13 protein-coding genes are annotated in these 17229 nt (G+C 47.3%); 7 read left to right on the forward strand and 6 right to left on the reverse strand.

The genetic code is table 11. From position 1 onward, the window contains the following. Positions 1-38 precede the first annotated feature (38 nt). Positions 39-3746, forward strand: a complete 3708-nt coding sequence (locus PPA03S_RS08860) for a non-ribosomal peptide synthetase family protein (RefSeq protein ID WP_062321921.1) — start codon at positions 39-41, stop codon at positions 3744-3746. 103 nt (positions 3747-3849) lie between these two features. On the opposite strand, the gene PPA03S_RS08865 is transcribed toward PPA03S_RS08860, so the two are convergent. Together PPA03S_RS08865 and PPA03S_RS08870 are read right to left on the reverse strand one after the other, a co-directional pair. Beyond that, positions 3850-4470: a TraX family protein gene (locus tag PPA03S_RS08865; RefSeq protein WP_245683555.1), complete on the reverse strand. Its 621-nt coding sequence runs from the start codon at positions 4468-4470 to the stop codon at positions 3850-3852. Positions 4471-4524: 54 nt separating this feature from the next. Continuing rightward, the gene (locus PPA03S_RS08870) at positions 4525-5022 is read right to left on the reverse strand and encodes a GNAT family N-acetyltransferase (protein ID WP_062321923.1); all 498 of its coding nucleotides are present in this window, start codon (positions 5020-5022) and stop codon (positions 4525-4527) included. Positions 5023-5234: 212 nt separating this feature from the next. Between PPA03S_RS08870 and PPA03S_RS08875 the strand changes: the two genes are divergently transcribed. The 4 genes from PPA03S_RS08875 to PPA03S_RS08890 are packed head-to-tail and all read left to right on the forward strand — an operon-like array spanning position 5235 to position 9218. Further along, on the forward strand, positions 5235-6680 hold the full coding sequence (locus PPA03S_RS08875) for a spore germination protein (protein WP_062321925.1): 1446 nt from the start codon (positions 5235-5237) through the stop codon (positions 6678-6680). Then, a complete protein-coding gene (locus PPA03S_RS08880) occupies positions 6680-7831 on the forward strand; it encodes a Ger(x)C family spore germination protein (protein ID WP_062321927.1) in 1152 nt (383 codons plus the stop codon). Before PPA03S_RS08875 ends, PPA03S_RS08880 begins: the two co-directional genes overlap by 1 nt. A 46-nt stretch (positions 7832-7877) precedes the next feature. Further along, on the forward strand, positions 7878-8084 hold the full coding sequence (locus PPA03S_RS08885) for a hypothetical protein (RefSeq protein ID WP_062321929.1): 207 nt from the start codon (positions 7878-7880) through the stop codon (positions 8082-8084). A gap of 15 nt (positions 8085-8099) precedes the next feature. Continuing rightward, the gene (locus PPA03S_RS08890) at positions 8100-9218 is read left to right on the forward strand and encodes a GerAB/ArcD/ProY family transporter (protein ID WP_062321931.1); all 1119 of its coding nucleotides are present in this window, start codon (positions 8100-8102) and stop codon (positions 9216-9218) included. A gap of 6 nt (positions 9219-9224) precedes the next feature. Here PPA03S_RS08890 and PPA03S_RS08895 read toward each other — a convergent pair whose 3' ends face one another. After that, complete coding sequence (locus PPA03S_RS08895) at positions 9225-9695, reverse strand: RbsD/FucU family protein (protein ID WP_062321933.1); 471 nt, start codon at positions 9693-9695, stop codon at positions 9225-9227. A 240-nt stretch (positions 9696-9935) separates the two neighbouring features. Here PPA03S_RS08895 and PPA03S_RS08900 point away from each other — a divergent pair, with 240 nt between their 5' ends. Continuing rightward, positions 9936-10358, forward strand: a complete 423-nt coding sequence (locus PPA03S_RS08900; protein WP_062322280.1) for a MarR family winged helix-turn-helix transcriptional regulator — start codon at positions 9936-9938, stop codon at positions 10356-10358. 32 nt (positions 10359-10390) lie between these two features. Continuing rightward, positions 10391-11692 carry an MFS transporter gene (locus PPA03S_RS08905; RefSeq protein ID WP_062321934.1) on the forward strand — a complete coding sequence of 434 codons (1302 nt, stop codon included), beginning with the start codon at positions 10391-10393 and terminating at the stop codon, positions 11690-11692. A 69-nt stretch (positions 11693-11761) separates the two neighbouring features. Here the strand turns inward: PPA03S_RS08905 and bcbE are convergent, their stop codons facing one another. The 3 genes from bcbE to PPA03S_RS08920 form a co-directional block, all read right to left on the reverse strand. Beyond that, positions 11762-13066 carry a bacillibactin exporter BcbE gene (bcbE, locus tag PPA03S_RS08910; RefSeq protein ID WP_062321936.1) on the reverse strand — a complete coding sequence of 435 codons (1305 nt, stop codon included), beginning with the start codon at positions 13064-13066 and terminating at the stop codon, positions 11762-11764. A gap of 181 nt (positions 13067-13247) precedes the next feature. Then, complete coding sequence (locus PPA03S_RS08915; RefSeq protein ID WP_062321938.1) at positions 13248-16160, reverse strand: glycoside hydrolase family 3 C-terminal domain-containing protein; 2913 nt, start codon at positions 16158-16160, stop codon at positions 13248-13250. A gap of 21 nt (positions 16161-16181) precedes the next feature. Continuing rightward, positions 16182-17192 carry a phosphotransferase family protein gene (locus PPA03S_RS08920; RefSeq protein ID WP_062321940.1) on the reverse strand — a complete coding sequence of 337 codons (1011 nt, stop codon included), beginning with the start codon at positions 17190-17192 and terminating at the stop codon, positions 16182-16184. Positions 17193-17229: the final 37 nt, after the last annotated feature.

The following is a 17229-nucleotide window of genomic DNA, read 5'->3' on the forward strand; positions in this document are numbered from 1 at the left end:
ACCATATGAACGGTATGAACCAAGGAGGAACAACTGAAGTGGTCAATAATCAATCATCATCTCCCCAAATAGTGGAATCTGGCCTGCCGGTTCTTCAGATTCCACTGGATTATGGGCGTCGTCAACAAAGCTTCTCTTATGAGTCCGCTCATATTCCACTAGAATCATCACTGAGTCGGGAACTTAAAGAGAAGCACGGCTCAGAAGGCATGTATCCAGCTTTACTGTCTGCGTATGCAGCATTATTGTTCCGTTTGTCAGGTGAACAGGAAATCGCCATCGGAACACTGGCTCCAGATCAGGCTGCTTCCCATGTGTTGGTGCAGATTCTGGGCAAGTTAACCTTCCGTGAGCTGATGCGTCAGATTTCTGAGCACCTCCAGCTCCATAATTCGCTTCAGCCCAAAGAAAATCCTGAGACCCTGTTCATGTATAACCGTGTACAGCTGCCTCAAGCTCCGCAAGTGTTAACCTGGAATATTCGTGATGATCAGGATATGCTCACTCTGGATCTGTTCTACGACAGCTCACTTCTGAATGAATCCACGGTCACCCGATATACAGAGTATTATCGTACTCTTCTTCTCGCCATGCTGCGAGATCAAAATAAAGCCATCGGTACAGTGGACATTTTATCTGCTTCAGACCGGTTGTTATATAGAGAGATGAATGATACCACCGTTCTCGAACCTGAGCATCAGACGATTCATGGCTGGTTTGAAGCTACAGCAGCCGAATATCCTGAATCACCGGCAATAACTTCCCCAACCGGTCGTTACACGTATAGAGAACTGAACGAACGTGCCAATCAGGTTGCCCGTGTGCTGTTATCCAACGGATTGCAAAAAGGTGAATTTGTCAGCATCTTTATGGAACGGAGTTTGGAAACTATTATTTCTTTGCTCGGTATCCTTAAGGCTGGCGGAGTCTATGTTCCTGTCGATCCCGAGCATCCACAAGAACGCAACAGCTATATTGTCGAAGATACAGCTTCATCATTTGTTTTGACCAAAGAGTCTTCTTTACCAGAAGCTTCACGGTTATTTTCAGGGATCACTACTGTTCGCCAAATCCTGGCCGTGGACGGAAAACTTGCCGGCTTTGCAGCAAGTAACCCCAATCTGGATATTCAACCAGATGACCTGGCGTATATCATCTATACCTCGGGCTCTACCGGCAAGCCCAAAGGTGCACTTATTGCCCATCGGGGTGTTGCCAATCTTGGCAGTGTCGTACAGCGAGATTGCGATATTAAACCAGGTGACGTATTAACCCAGTTTGCTACATACAGCTTCGATGCATCAGTTTGGGATACGATTGGCGCCTTGTTCTACGGAGCAGAGCTGTACCTGCTGTCTGCGGAAGAACGTGTATCCGTTGAAGAATTTGCGAGTGCAATTGAACGAACAGGCACAACGATTATTACGATACTGCCTACCATCTTTTTCAACCAGCTTGCTTCCTTCCTGTCGGACGAAGGTTTCCACAAGCTGGCCAAAGTCAAAATCATTACCGTGGCTGGAGAAGCTCTGTATGGAGAGCAGGTTCGTGCCTTCCAGCGCAAATTCGGCAACCAGATTGATATCGTCAATGTATATGGACCTACGGAATGTACGGTAGCAACAACGACTCACCGAATTAGCGAGCAAGTTCCGGATAGTGTCGTTAACATTCCAATTGGCAGACCGATTCATAACTATAAAGTGTATATCGTCAATGAAGAACAGCAGCTCTGCCCGGTAGGTGTGCCGGGAGAGGTATATATCGCAACACCAGCACTGGCCAAAGGTTATCTGAACCAGCCGGAGCGCACAGCACAGGCGTTCATCGATAATCCGTTTGCCATCAATGAGAAAATCTATAAGTCTGGCGATATAGCCAAAATGCTGGATAACGGATTGCTGGAATACGTCGGGCGCAGCGACTCACAGTTAAAGATTCGCGGTCATCGGATTGAGATCGGGGAGATCGAAGATCATTTTGCCCGTCTGGATCAGGTTCAGGATGTCGCCGTAATTCCCAAGAAGGAATCGGATGGTCAAAACATGCTTGTAGGGTACTTTACATCGAAAGATGGCAGTACACTTTCCGTCGCGGATATCAAAGCCGAGCTTACCGTCAAGCTCCCATCCTATTTTGTACCCAAATGGATATGTCAGCTTGATGAAATGCCGATTGCACCGACAGGAAAAATCAATCGCAAAGCGATGGTGTCTCTCCCTCATGTAGAGCGTCATGAAGATCGTCCTGACCGGGTAATGCCGGAGACAGAAACCGAAGCGATTATCCTGGAAGCCTGGAAAGAGATTCTTCAGCATGATGACTTTGGTGTAGAAGACAGTTTCTTCGCGATTGGCGGCGATTCTCTTCGGGTCATCCATGTACTGGTCATTCTGAAGCCGCATTATCCGCAGCTGAAAATTGCCGACTTTTTTGCCGAGAAAACAATTCGTGCCCTGGCACAACGGGTCGAGAAGCTGGCTCACGCTACAGAGGAAACGAGTCACTCATCAGTAAATGACGGCGTGATCACTCAATTGTCAGAACATCCTGTAGAGCTTTCATCACAGATTGGATATCCGGATATTCTGAATCCCGAGCATGTGCTCCTGACCGGGGCTACCGGATATCTTGGCTCCCATGTGCTGCAACAGCTGATTCTAACCTCGAATACACGCATCTACACTCTTGTTCGCCGCCCTGCAGATGGAAGCTCTGCGATGGAACGACTGAGCAGCGTAATGGAAGGTTACTTTGGAGCGGAACTGCTGCCTCTTCTCGCATCCCGCGTCGAGATTGTCGAAGGCGATCTGGAGCAGCCAAATCTTGGTCTTTCAGCGGAGCAGACGACTTACGTACAAGAACGAATTGACCGTGTGATTCACTGTGCCGCAGATGTACGACATTTCGGGGATGCAGCACAATTCGCCAAAACCAATGTAGATGGAACTATTGCATTACTTAAACTCGTTCGCAGCAAACCGGGTGCCTCTTTCCACCATGTATCCACGATGGGGATACCGGAAGATCTTGCCCTCAGTGGACAATGGGAGTCCTCATTGCAGTATGAACGCTTCCCAGCGGATCTGCACGTGGACAACCTGTACTCGGACAGCAAACTAGAAGCTGAGAAAGTGCTCATGATTGCTGCCGAAGAGGGTGTGCCAGTGAGCATCTATCGTGCAGGTAATCTGACCTGTCATTCCGAAACGGGGCGCTTCCAGTCCAATATCGACAGCAACGCCTTCTATCGTATGATTAAAGCCATGTTATTGCTGGGCAAAGCTCCGGCAGCCGACTGGATGGTTGATTTTACTCCTATTGATTATGCGAGTGAGGCCATTGTTCATTTGGCATTACGTCAGGACACAGCAGGACGTGTATTCCATATCTGTAATCCTGAGCCTATAAGCTATGACGACCTGATCCACTCTGTGAACCGGGCCGGTTATGAAGTAGAGACCATGCCTTTTGCGGAGTACACCAACTGGCTGTTCGATAGCAGCGTCAGTAAGGACCCGGAGGCGCTTCAACTGGCGATCGCCCAGCTTGAAGGAGACGGTGCCAAGGATTCTGCATACGTCTATGCCTCTCCTGTAACAACTGCCTATGTGGAACCAGCCGGCATCTTTTGCGCCAAAACGGATGATCGGTTCATCTCAAAAATGCTGGAGCATGCCACCGAGATTGGTTATTTTCCCAAAGCCGTCCGAACGCATTCCGGCAATCCTCCAGCGATAGAGTAACACCAATAAAGTGAATGCATATTGCATCTATTGATGAATACAAAGAAGCCACCTCAACGTCATTGATGACGGATAAGGTGGCTTCTTTCTTCATGATGACTTCTTAAATCCAGCGGATCAACGCAATGACAGCCAGATGAGCAGGATAAAAATATCGCCAAATCCAGCGTGGTCCTTTCAGACGAAACCCTGCGTTATAATAATGTGCAATTGCGATTCCTGCAGTAGCAATCACGCTGTACATCTGTATAGAGCTGCTGTGCAGAAAAATATACAACACATTTAGGAGCAGATGAGCCATTACCAGAACTGGACCCTGGAAGTAACGGAATAGCAATACAAGCACTAAGCCATACATACCGTAATCCATATGGATCATTTCCATGATCAAGCCCGCACCGACGACAATCGGGATACTGAGGATACGGACCGAAAGTTTATCGAGCACAATCAATACAAGAAGGGCAGACCACAATGTCCAGACCACATTCAGCGAATAATGATTAAAAGCCGCCATAAACGGCACTTGAGAAATTACTGCAATCCAGAACAGCCGCCATATGTACTTTTGTACGTTGCGAGTATGTTTATAACCGATATAGACGGCAAAAGAATATATGGGGAAAGCAATCCGACCAATGATTCGCAGCTCCCCCACCTGTGGATAAAAGACGGCCCCTATATGATCGATCAACATCGTGATCATGGCGATCCATTGCATCATTTTGTGCTAATCCCTCCTGCTTATCCTGAACTCTTGGGGTTCTGCAAGTCTTTCTTATATATGAAGTTCATAATACATGAACCCGGTGTCCAGCGTATAGCCCTCCGACTCATAAAGTGCCTGAGCCCTCTTGTTGCTTATCGCAGTAGAGAGCGCAATTCGAACAGCCCCACTCTCTTCCCCGTATTGCCTCGCAGCTTGCAGCAGTTTTCGCGCAATTCCACGCTGGCGATGATCCGAATGTACATACAGATCATTCAGCACCCAAATTGGCCTCATCGACACCGAGCTAAAGCTGGGATACAACTGCACAAATCCGGCTAATCCATTGGACAACCGCTTGTCCTTGAAGCTGCTCTTCTCTCCACCATTTGTATCCACTTCGGATTCTGCAATCCAAATAACGGATTCCTTTTGCTGCATTCGCGCTCTAATAAATTCACAAGCCCCGTTCCGATCTGGAGATTGATCGTAAAACATTCTGTACTCATTGAACAGCTGCGCCACTTCATTAATATCGCCAAGCTCAGCCCGTCTGATCCGATAAGCCATCTTTTCAGCTCCTTTGATATATAAAATCTTTCATGATTTCATCCCTCCCTTTTATTTTAAAGCACATCTAATCCTCTCCCCATTCATGATCTGCATCAAAGTTTGTAATATATTTCGATAATCCAAACTTAAAAAGTATATTTCATTGGAAGCGTCGCACACTATAGTCAGGTCATCGGCTTAGCTATATAGCGTAGGGAGGAGGAACTGAAATGGAGAAAGACAATATCTATGAACAGGTTAAAGCTCGTCTATTGGGTGTTGCCGACATGATCTATCAACCTTTTCAAGTTGGACCCTTTCACTGTGAACTCATCTATATTCAGTCTATTGTGGACACTCCAACAATGCGGGAAGCCATCATCAAACCACTGCTTGAGGAGGCCTCCCGAAATGAAATGGATCCCCTCTTCATCACTCGTGTCATGACCGGATCATTTTTCACGCTCAACAGCCATCATTCGGAATCAGCAGAAGCTATAGTGGATGATATTGTGTCAGGTAATGCTGCCTTATACATCGAAGGTATTTCGGGCATGATTCATTTTGCGCTTCAAAATTATCAAAGACGTTCCGTGCCCGAATCAACCAATGAAGTCGTGATCGTCGGCCCTCAGGAAGCCTTCATTGAAGATGTTCATGTGAATATGTCACTGCTCCGGCACAAAATCAAACATCCCGATCTGAAGATGATCAAATTCACCATCGGAAAATATACGAAGACTGAGGTATTCGTTGTATATATTCAAGGGTTATGCACAGCGGACATTCTGGAAAACGTATTGGAAAGTCTCGGTAATATTGATATGGATAGCAGTTTGGGTGTGAGTTATTTGTCCGAATTTCTTGAGGACCATCCGCTCTCTCCATTTCCACAATATCAATATACGGAAAGGCCCGATACAGTTGCGGCAGCACTCGTTGAAGGGCGGATTGGGGTCATGCAGGACGGAACCCCTTTCTCCCTGCTCCTTCCGGTTACTTTTTTCTCGTTGATGCAGTCATCGGAAGATTACTATCAACGATTTCATTCGGCGTCCTTTATCCGAATTATCCGTTTGCTGTTTGCTTTTATAGCCTTTCTGCTACCTTCCTTCTATGTCGCCGTCACTACATTTCACCCGGAGATCATTCCGACCAACCTGCTGATTACCATCGCATCTGCAAGAGAAAATATTCCTTTTCCCGCTCTGATTGAAGCGCTCATTATGGAAGTGACCTTTGAAGGTCTGCGCGAAGCAGGAATACGTATTCCGAAGCCGCTGGGTCAGACGGTATCCATTATTGGCGGGATTGTTATTGGACAAGCAGCCGTTCAGGCTGGAATCGTGTCAGCACCACTGGTTATCGTCGTTTCCATCACAGGCGTCGCCGCTTTCATCATCCCGCACTTCGAACTGGGACTGGCCTTCAGGCTGCTTCGTTTTCCGGTGCTCTTTATGGGTGGCACTCTGGGCCTGTTTGGCATAGTAATTTCGATCTATCTGATCTATTGGTATATGGTCAGTCTTCGCTCCTTTGGCGTTCCATACATGCAGCCCTTCGCCCCCCTCGTACTGCGTGATATCAAGGATACCATCGTTCGAGTGCCCTGGTTTCTGATGAAGAAGCGACCCGCAGCCTACGTAGATACGGATGAAGAGAGGCAAAAAACCTGATGAAACATGGGATCGTTCCCCTCAAATGGATTGTCGTTTTGATGTGCGTTTTAATGTGCAGTGGTTGCTGGTCCAAAGTCGAAATTAATGAACGATCTTTTATAACCGCCATGTATGTGGATAAAGGGGGGAAGCCGGGTGAAATCGAGCTTTCTCTAAGCATGCCACTGCCCAACCGAATTTCTCCGGAAGGTACGGGTGGACCCGGAAAAAATCCATATGCGCTCGTTTCGGCAACAGCATACACTATAGCTGATGCCTTGGAGAAAATTCAAACCGATCTCACACGAAAGCTTTCCTGGGGACACACACGGGTCGTGGTATTTGGCGAAGCATACGCCAGAGAGGGAATTCAAGATACGATGGAATGGATCTCACGTGAGCCTTTATTCCATCTGAGCAGTTACGTTATGGTTGCCAAGGGCAGAGCCAAAGATATAGCTGATCTAACTCCCGTTTTTGAGGAAACACCAAGTGATGTGCTAAGAGAATTTGCAACCGAGGAAAATATGCTGAAAACGCAAGTAATCAGTATACTTACCGCTGATAAAATGAACCAGGGCTTTGCGGCCCCCTTGCTGCAAAGCAGAGAAACTGTGATGCAAAGTGAGAATAATGCTCGCAAAAAATGGACGAGTCAGGTAGGGGCTGCTCTTTTTAAACAGATGAAAATGGTCGATACTATTCCGGCCGAGGAAACAAGGAGCGTAGCCTGGGCCAATCGCAAATTGGATACCTTAGCCATTTCCTTGGAAACCAACAAAGAAAAGGCGAGCATGACGGTTTACAATATGAATTCCAAGATCAAGGTCAGACTTGTAAACGGACGGCCTTTTTTTGACATTACTTTACTGGGAAAGGCAGAGCTGAATTCCGTGATTCCCGTTCTCAAGGTCAAGGATATTGTGGGTGTTCGAACGATTGAGCAGAAGGCTAATGAAAAAGTGAGTGCCTATCTGACACAGGCAATAAGAACGGGCCAACGCAAAGAAGCCGATATTCTGATGCTCGGTTATCGACTGGAATGGGCATATCCACGAATCTGGAAACAGCTGCGGCCCGTTTGGAATGAGTATGTCAAAAATGAATTGCAGTTTCATGTTAATGCCAAAATCAACATTCAGTTTGTAGGTTCGGAGTCCAGCTTCTGATCAGAACAGATGAGGATAAGCATGAGGCCACTTAGGAGGAAAATGAATGGTAGCTGTTGTTTTGTTTGCCGTGCTTTACATACTGGAGTGGCCCATGATCAAGTCCAGCAAAAAGGGGATGAAACGGGCCTATTTCATTCTGCTGGGGATATTTCTGGTATGGAATACCCCCGCAGTCTCAGTACCGGGATGGCCTAATCCCAATGATATCATCAGATTGCTCTTCGGCTGGGCAGACCGCCTCTCTGGCTAAGGAAAGGAGTACGCCATGATCAAACTATCTGCCGGACAAGCCTACCGCTTTATGTTTGTCTATCTATATTCCGAACCCATTGCGTTTTTGCTGCAGCGATTGTTCAAAATGAGCGGATATCAGGGATGGTTATCCACGCTTGGTGGCTTCGCCATCAGTCTGATTCTTCTGTTTTTCACTTACAGACTAGGGGCTGTGCACCCGGATCGACCATGGATTGATTTTGGGGAAGAAATTGTAGGCAAGGTCATTCACAAGTTGTTCCTCGGTCTCATTTTGTTGCTGTGCCTGTATCTGATATCCATTGATGTGGAGAATTTCATCGTTTTTCTGCAATCCATGTACTTGCCCGAGACACCCATCTGGGTAACAGCAACCATAACTCTCTTTTGTATTAGTCTATCGGCACGCTCAGGTTTGATTACGATCGTCTATTTGTCAGAGGGTATATTTCTGGTCCAAATCTTCACATCTATCTTTATCATGCCTGCGGTAACGGGTGGGGGAAATCCGGATATCTTGCTTGCCATGTTAACTCATCATGATTTGAGAGAAATCATCAAAGGCTCGTTTTCAACGATGCCCTGGTTTTCCGAATGGATGATGTTTCTGTTTCTCGCCCCTGCTGTTGCTTTCAGACGCCCGCTTCTGAGAAGCATGGTATTCGTAGGTTCAACGCTTGCGTTATTTATTATCGTGTTCTGGATGTTTACCTTGATGAGTTTTGGACCCTATGAGGCCAGTAGTCTTCGTTATCCGCTGCTCGAGATGATCCGTTTTGCCCGCTATGGGGATTTTCTGGATAATTTTGATCCTTTTCTGATTGCCATCTGGTCTACAACCATGTTTACCCGCAGTTCATTTCTGCTGTACGTAGCTTCGATTTGCCTGGCTAAACTAACGGGGGTCCGGCAGGATAAAACAGTCATCTATTTGCTTGCGGGAACTGCCGCTTCTTTTGTACTTCAATATGCCAAAGATGCCGCTGCCTATGAATTGGCTATCCGCTCCCATGCCATTGATGTATATACCGTGCTGATCGAATGCATGCCTATTTTCTATGTTGTTATATACTGGATGCGATTTGGAAAACGCAAAAAGGCGAGCAAAGCATCTGCCGCTCCCTCGCCGTGACTTGCATTAGTACAATTCAGCCTTTTGTGCTTGCGGAGGGTCTGTATCCGGGAAAATAACCCCTTTTTTCAAAATTAGATTGGCATACTGCGCACGTTCACCGGTTGCGATGATTGCATAAGCTCGGGAAGCCCTTTCATAAAAAGCGAAACGCTCTTCGTGATCAAAGGGGTCCGTGATCCCTTCATGGTCAAGAATCAGCCTGCGGTAATCTTCCCAGATGATGGGTACTACCTGGTCACCCTTGACGACCTGCATTACGGCTGCTGGCCGCTCAGCGTAGGTATCCAATGGATACAATGTTAGAATGGCCTCCAGCAATTCCACGGTACCCAACCCATCGCAGCGAATCAGTCGCTGGGCATGACTGGCTGCAGGAAAGTTGCCATCGGCCAATACCATCTCATCTCCATGCCCCATTTCAGACATCAGTTTCAGCAGTTCCGGGGGTATTATTGCGGGAATGTTCTTCAGCATACACAATTCTCCTCGGTCGGCTCCATAATCAGCTGGAGCGGATTCATCTTCGTAACCTCACCATCTTGTATCCTGCATTTATGCATACAGTGGCATTTCTATTTTATCAGTATTTCCCAAGCTATGCATAAAACAAGTTCAAATCTACTTTGACAAAAATAGTTGTTTGGCATATAGTTGTTATAACAAGTAAATGAACTGAGAGTAATTTGCTGAAAGAAAGAGAGGATTTATATGGGGATGGACTATTCGCTCGACCAATCCATTGGATTTATGCTGGGCATGACACACCGCAAAGCTTCGGCTTTGCTCGCTATTCGATTCAAACCCTATGATATTACGACAGAGCAATTTTCTGTTCTGTTTAATATCGGTAAAGGTGAAGGGGTGAATCAGAAGGAAGTTGCCACTCGCGTCTATAAAGACCAGCCCACCACTGCACGAATTATCGACCTATTGGAAAAGAAGGGCTGGGTTGATCGCCGTACCAGCGAACAGGACCGTAGAGCGTATTTGCTCTATCTGACCGAAGAAGGAAAGACATTGCTTGATCAGCTGGTTCCGCTCGAAAGAGAAATGAATAAAAATCTTACTGAAGGTATTCCCGAAGACCAGATGGAAGCATTTAAACATACTCTTTCCCTCATGAACAGCAACCTGTAACGAATTTTACACCAGGGGGAATGAACAAAATTATGAAAAACTCTGACTCAACACAAGTCAAACTATGGACAACCGATTTTATTTTGCTTATGTTATGCAACTTTTTACTCTTTCTGCAGCTTCACATGATTGTATCTCCACTGCCTTCCTATGTGCAGGACCGTTTTCACGCCAATGCCTTTGAAGTCAGCCTCTTCACCTGTCTTTTTGCCCTCAGCGCCATTGCAGCCCGACTCTACTCCGCGAAAGCACTAGAGAAGGGTCTTCGTAATGCCATGATCTATATCGGCCTGACCGTTGCCTTGCTCGCTACACTTGGATATTACTTCGCAGCAGGCATTGCTGTCCTGTTATTGCTGCGCATGGTGTTCGGGATCGGGTTCGGCATGAGCAGCACGGCCTTCCCGACGATGGCGTCGGATATTGTGCCCGTAAAACGGATGGGTGAAGGTATGGGTTATTTCGGCCTGTCCACAAGCCTAGCCATGTCCATGGGACCCATTATTGGGGTCACGGTATTACAAGGAGCCGGGTTCGTAACCCTTATGTTATGTACCGCAGGGGTTATAGCGGTCATCTATCCGCTCAGCTATTCACTGACACGCAAAAAAGCTGTCAGCAACAAAGCTGGCGTGATGCAGACATCACCTGCTGGAACAGCTGCGGTGTCTGGCGTTAAGGCAAAGACCCCTTTTAATCGCAAGCTGATCCTGCCAAGTATTCTGAATTGTTTGCTGTCCATCACTTATGGTGGATTGGTCGGTTTTATCGTGCTCTATGGCAAGGAAGCCAATCTGGCTAACCCAGCGTTGTTCTTTTTATTTAATGCTCTTGCTGTATTGTTGGTTAGACCCTTCGCAGGACGTATCTATGACAGTAAAGGTCCCAAAGCCTTACTGATTCCCGGGGCAATATTCATCGCTGTCGGACTGATCATTCTTTCCTACGCCACTTCCATGTCAATTTTGTTTGTTGCTGCATTTATATATGGAATCGGATATGGCTCGATGCAGTCTTCGCTGCAAACGTGGATGATTCAAATTGTCTCCCCTTCACAGCGCGGTATGGCGAATGGCATGTTTCTGAACACACTGGATCTGGGGATTGCTACGGGAGCTCTTTTGCTTGGCGCTATTGCTTCCATGACCAGTTATACCGATATGTACCGTTATTCCGTCATCTTCATGATTATTTTCCTGCTGATTTACCTGATTCAGGGAAAACGAAGTGGAAGTTTCAGTGTGCCTGTACATCAGATACTTTCTCATACACATATAGAAGCACAGAATACGGAACAGCAACCAACAGAACGGAAACATAACGAATCCAAATAAAATAACGATTTCCATGGGAACGCGTCTACACTGGGACTCCAGAGTAGACGCGTTTTTTATATCTCATATTCAGAGCGGACTTTTCTTTCTCCGTCCCTGTACATATTTGCCAGGCTGCTTCACATCGTCATTATCATTACGTTCACGTTTTTTCTGTTTAGTACCTGAGGTGGGTTTATTCCCCTGATCTGGCTTGACTGCCAGCAATGTAAGTAACCCTCCTACCGCTCCGGACGCGGCAAGAATACCAAATAGAAGAAAGTGATGGGATCCGATCAACAATGAGACGACTGGTGGACCAAGAGACACGCCAATAAAACGCATGCTGCTAAACAAGGCCGTAATGGTCCCGCGCTGTTCTTTATCCACACCTTCAGTAACCAGGGCATCCAAACACGGCAATGTGGCCCCTATGCCTGCACCTCCAAGGGTGAACAAACTGACGACCACATAAATGTTGTCAAAAAGTCCAATGACGCCAAGAGACACAGTCAAAACAGCAAGTCCGATAAACCCAAGCCATTTCATTCTTGTCTTGTTCTTCCCAATCCATTTCCCGGCAAGATAAGATGACAGACACAAGGCTGCCAGCGGAATGGCAAGCACAAGTCCTTTGAGTACGCCTTTTAATTTGAACTCCGACTCCAAAGTCTCCGATAAATAAAAGAGCACACCAAAAAGCACAAACATGCAAATACCGCCGATTGCAAAAATGGCATACAACCAGCGTCCCTTCTCTTTCAATACACTGCGAATGGAGGCAATAAACTCAGGAAAGCTTGGCGGTTCCTCATCTTTTTTAGGTGTTTTTACCAGAAAAATAACGAGGACCAATGACAGCACACAGAGTACCGGAATGGCCATAAAAGGCAAATACCAAAGCCACATCGCCAGTGCTGCACCTAAAATGGGGCTTAATACTTTACCGAAAGTATTCGAAGTCTCAATGATCCCAAGGCTTTTACTCACCTCGTTTTCATCATCGAACATGTCTCCTACCAGTGGAATGACAATCGGAAAGGCCCCAGCTGCCCCAATCCCTTGCAAAAGCCTGCCGGCGAGAATGATCCAGTACGACGCATTTCCATTCATCATCCAGGCTGCCCCTCCCGCAACCGCGCCTCCAGCTGCTGCAATGATGAGGCTGGGAATAATGACGGCTTTCCTGCCAAATCGATCCGACAGATACCCTGCAAGTGGAATGAGCAGGATTGCGACAACCGCATAAACCGTAATTAGCATGCTGACTTTGAATGAGGAAACTTTCAATTCACGTTCAATTTGCGGAAGGATGGGAATCAGCATGGAATTGCCCAGCGTCATGATTACCGGAATGGAAGCAAGTGCGACGAGGTCCCACTTTTTGTCGTTCATACCTCAACCACCTTTACAGATTCAGAAAACTACAACGTTATTGTGGGTTGTTCTGCAGTTGAATATACGGATATGTAAAAAACATCACTTCGAATCACAACGCAAAAAGGCCGTCTCACCGAATTCGGTGTCCCGACAGCCTTTTGCGCGATGGCTTTTATGAAGTTGTATAATCGGATGCTTAATGTAACACAAATTGTTGGAGTGCTGCGCCGCCATTGAACACCAGGCACAACTGGTCTATCTCATGTTCCGTCTCCAGGTTACAGCGTACCGTTATCCATTGGAGATCCTTTCCATTCACAGACCCGGCAGGCCCCGGAACGATACAGGTCCCGAGCAACCGGCCGTCCGGACCTCCAGCTCTAATCTCAAGAGTACCAGCTTTTCCAAAAGCAGCGACCCTGCCCTCAAACTCACGGGCTTGTCGGAACGCATTGTCGTGAAATGAAACCCACGAGGATTGACCTTCACGATACAAGGGTTCACCTGAAGCTATTGCGCGGACAGCTGAACGCCCTTCCAGACATTCATCCAAAAGAATACCTGCATATGCATCGTAATTTTCCGCATAAGTAGGCTGATTCAATGCGCGTGCAGGAATAATCTCACCCTCGATGTGGATCTCCGCAGTCTGACGGATATCTAATGAGGAACGACCAGCCATGATTGACCAGGAGGCAGTTTCAAGGCAGTATCTGTCACGAGTAACATCCCACAGAGCCAGTTTCTCCATAGGAATTTCGAAAGAGACCTTCTCTACTGCGCCAGAGGCAACATGAATACGACGAAAGCCGATCAATTGTCTTTGCGGGCGTTTCACTCTGGAAGTTTGCGCACGTCCGTACAGCTGTACCACTTCATCGCTGTCATATGACCCGTTGTTCTCCACCTGTACCTCAATCTTCAGCATATCATCTCCAGAAGCTCCCTGTACCCGATCCACTTGGATTGATGTATACTCAAATTCTGAATAAGTTAACCCATGACCAAAAGGAAACAGAACCGGGCCTTCATGATACATATAGGTTGTATCGTTAAGAATGATGTCATAATCCATGATGTTCGGAAGCTGCGATTCATCCTCATACCACGTCATGTTCAATCTGCCAGCGGGCGCATAATTTCCAAGCAGAACATCCGCAAGCGCATTTCCCAATTCCTGCCCTGCATGCGTCAAATATACAATTGCCGGAGCTACATCTTTCAACTCCTGCAGTGCAAATGGATAACTGCCCACAATGACAACCACCGTATTCGGGTTGACGTTGCAGACTTCCTTCACCAGTTGAACCTGATCAGGCGGAAGCAGCAGACTTGGACGATCGATTTCCTCTTTGCCGTTAATATACGGACTATTACCGACAACGACTACAGAGACGTCGCTGTTCTGTGCAGCTTCTCTCGCCTGCTCTATTCCATCAGAATTTACATTCAGCTTGAGCACAGCAGGCTCCTGCGTTCCGTCTACGGCATTTGGATTTCCAGATGCACTCAAGTCCTTGTCTGTTTGTTCCGTTATAGGGAAGAGCACCACCTGCCCCTGCTGTTCAGTCAACGCCAACGGAATCCCATTCCATGATCGCAGCGTACTGTTTCCATCTGCTTGCGAATCAATCTGAATCACTTCCTTGACGAACCAGCCACCAATCTCCGGTGCATTCGCCTGATAAATGCCCTGTTCCGTTAACGAAACATAGCGATTATTGTTCACACTACGAAGCGTGTGACTTCCCCAGCCCCAGTCCTGATGGATGAATTCGGCTGTCTCGGCACTGCCTTCCGGGACGGCAACAAGCTTTCCTTCAGCACCAAGCGTGATTACCTTTCCATCGCCTGTTCTCAAGCTTATGCGATCATTCCCATCTGTAAATGTTACTTCTGCTCCGGCAAGCTGCTTGCGCAGTCCTTCAAAAGCGGTAACACGATAAGGCAGCGTGCCGCTGTACCAATCGGTATAGACCACATTCGCAAGGGGGCCAATCACGCTTACTTTTTGCAGCGTTTCTGCTTGCAGTGGGAGCAGACCCTCATTTTTGAGTAAAACGATAGACTCGGCAGCTGCTCTATAGCTTAACTTGGCATGTTCAGGTGCACACAATACAGACTCTGATATCGAAGCATACGGATTCAGACCCGTCTGATCCAGTTGACCAAGCCGCATCCGCACGCCAAAAATATTGCGAATGGCCCGGTCAAGATCCTCGACCTCCAGCAGGTTCCGCTCAAGCGCCTCTTCCAAGGCAGATACGACTAATTCAACCTCGTCCGTCAGACAGTCCACGCCTGCCTTTAATGCCCCTGCCGCTGATTCCGCATGCGTGGCGTGATAACCATGATAATTGACCGTCTGGGACAAGTCACCCCCGTCACACACGATAAATCCAGGCATCGCCCACTCACCCTTGACCACATCATTCACATATGGACTTTCAATGGCTGGTGTCCCGTTGATCGAATTGTAGGCTGTCATCATGGACAACGCCCCGCCTTCTACGAAAGGCGTCTCGAATGCTTTTAAATAATATTCACGCAAGTTTCGCGGATCGATGCTGGATGAACAATTTAACCGATCCTTCTCATTGTTGTTGGCAAAAAAGTGTTTTAACGTCGCTACCATTTTCAGATAGAAAGAGTGATTACCCTGCATGCCTTTCACAAGCGCTGCCGACATTTCACCCGTCAGTACGGGATCTTCACCGTAACCTTCTTCCGTTCTGCCCCAACGCGGGTCCCGTTCCAGATCGACGGTTGGCGCCCATAAAGTCAAGCCATGGCGCTCAGGTGCACGATGATGGTATGCTCGGGCTTCATCCCCGATGACAGAACCAATTTCACGCAAGAGTTTCGTATTCCAGGTGCTCGACAGACCGAGCGGCTGCGGGAAAACGGTAGCCTCGCCAATCCAGGCAACCCCGTGAGCCGCCTCACCTCCAACATTGTATCCGGGTATTCCCAATCGGGGTACAGCTGCTTCACGTGTAGGAATTAATCGAATTTTCTCCTCGGTTGTCAGACGCGCGATCAAATCATCCAGTCGTTCTTCCAATGGTAATGTTGCGTCCCACATTGGATATTGGACATACTCCTTCATGCTAGGCCCTCCTACGCATTATTAGGTAAGTTTGAGTTGCTTCCATTGTTCCAACAGATTCAGTGTACGTTCGCAATATTTCCGTCCTGCCTCCGGCTGATTCACCTGATGCTCGTGCACATACGCATTAAAGTAAGAGGAAAGTATTCGATAGGCCAGTCGGCGAGCCTGTCCCTCATTAGACATATCCTGCGGTTGACCATAGCCTTCATGAAAGGCAGCTGATTCTGTCGATAAAATAGCTTCAAACTCCCTGTCGGCAAACATGGAACGATCCCCATCAATAATGGCAGCAATGCTCAGCTCCCCGTTTTCCTCATGGACAAGCACGTTAGCTTCCCACAGATCATTATGAACAAGAACCGGAACAGTCACTTGATCAAATAAATCCTTATTCTTAATGAACATATCTGCGATTTCTTTCCCTACACCCGGCATGTACCCAGCTTGTGACGCTTTAACTGCCGTCTCTTCTGCCAAAGAGTGCAGCACCCCGGACCAATGATCCGAGCCTTTAATCGTTCCATCGCCTTGCGGCCAGCCAAACGATTCACCCTCAATCTGATGCATGACAGCGGTGTAAGCGCCGAGTTGATGATATAATCGCTCTTTCTCTGTCCCCGAAATCGATGGATGATCCAACTGCTTACTGGGGATGAACTCCATAAACATGTACGTTCTTGGAATGATTAATCCGCTGTCATCACAGGCAATAATATTCGGTGCAGGAATACCTGCCTTACGGTAATGTTCATAAACGACAGGTTCGGCCGCCATCATCGTGCGTTCAAATGAAAATAACGGATCGCTCGCAGAACCGGACGCCATCATTACCCGCTCCGGGGCCAAACGCAAAATCACATCCGTATGTGATGCATTTTCAAGCTGAATCCGGTACGTTGTATTAAAAAGTCCACCATGCAGAAGAGCAAAACTCTTCACGATGGTAGCGGTTCCAAAATTTTTCTCCACCAGATGGTGCAGCAACTCTGCTGTAATGGTTTGATGTAACCCTGAATTCATTGTGATCATTTATTTAATCCCCTATCTTTATCTGTCACTAGCAATT

The sequence above is a fragment of the Paenibacillus pabuli NBRC 13638 genome (genome assembly GCF_001514495.1).
Classification (GTDB): Bacteria; Bacillota; Bacilli; order Paenibacillales; family Paenibacillaceae; genus Paenibacillus; species Paenibacillus pabuli.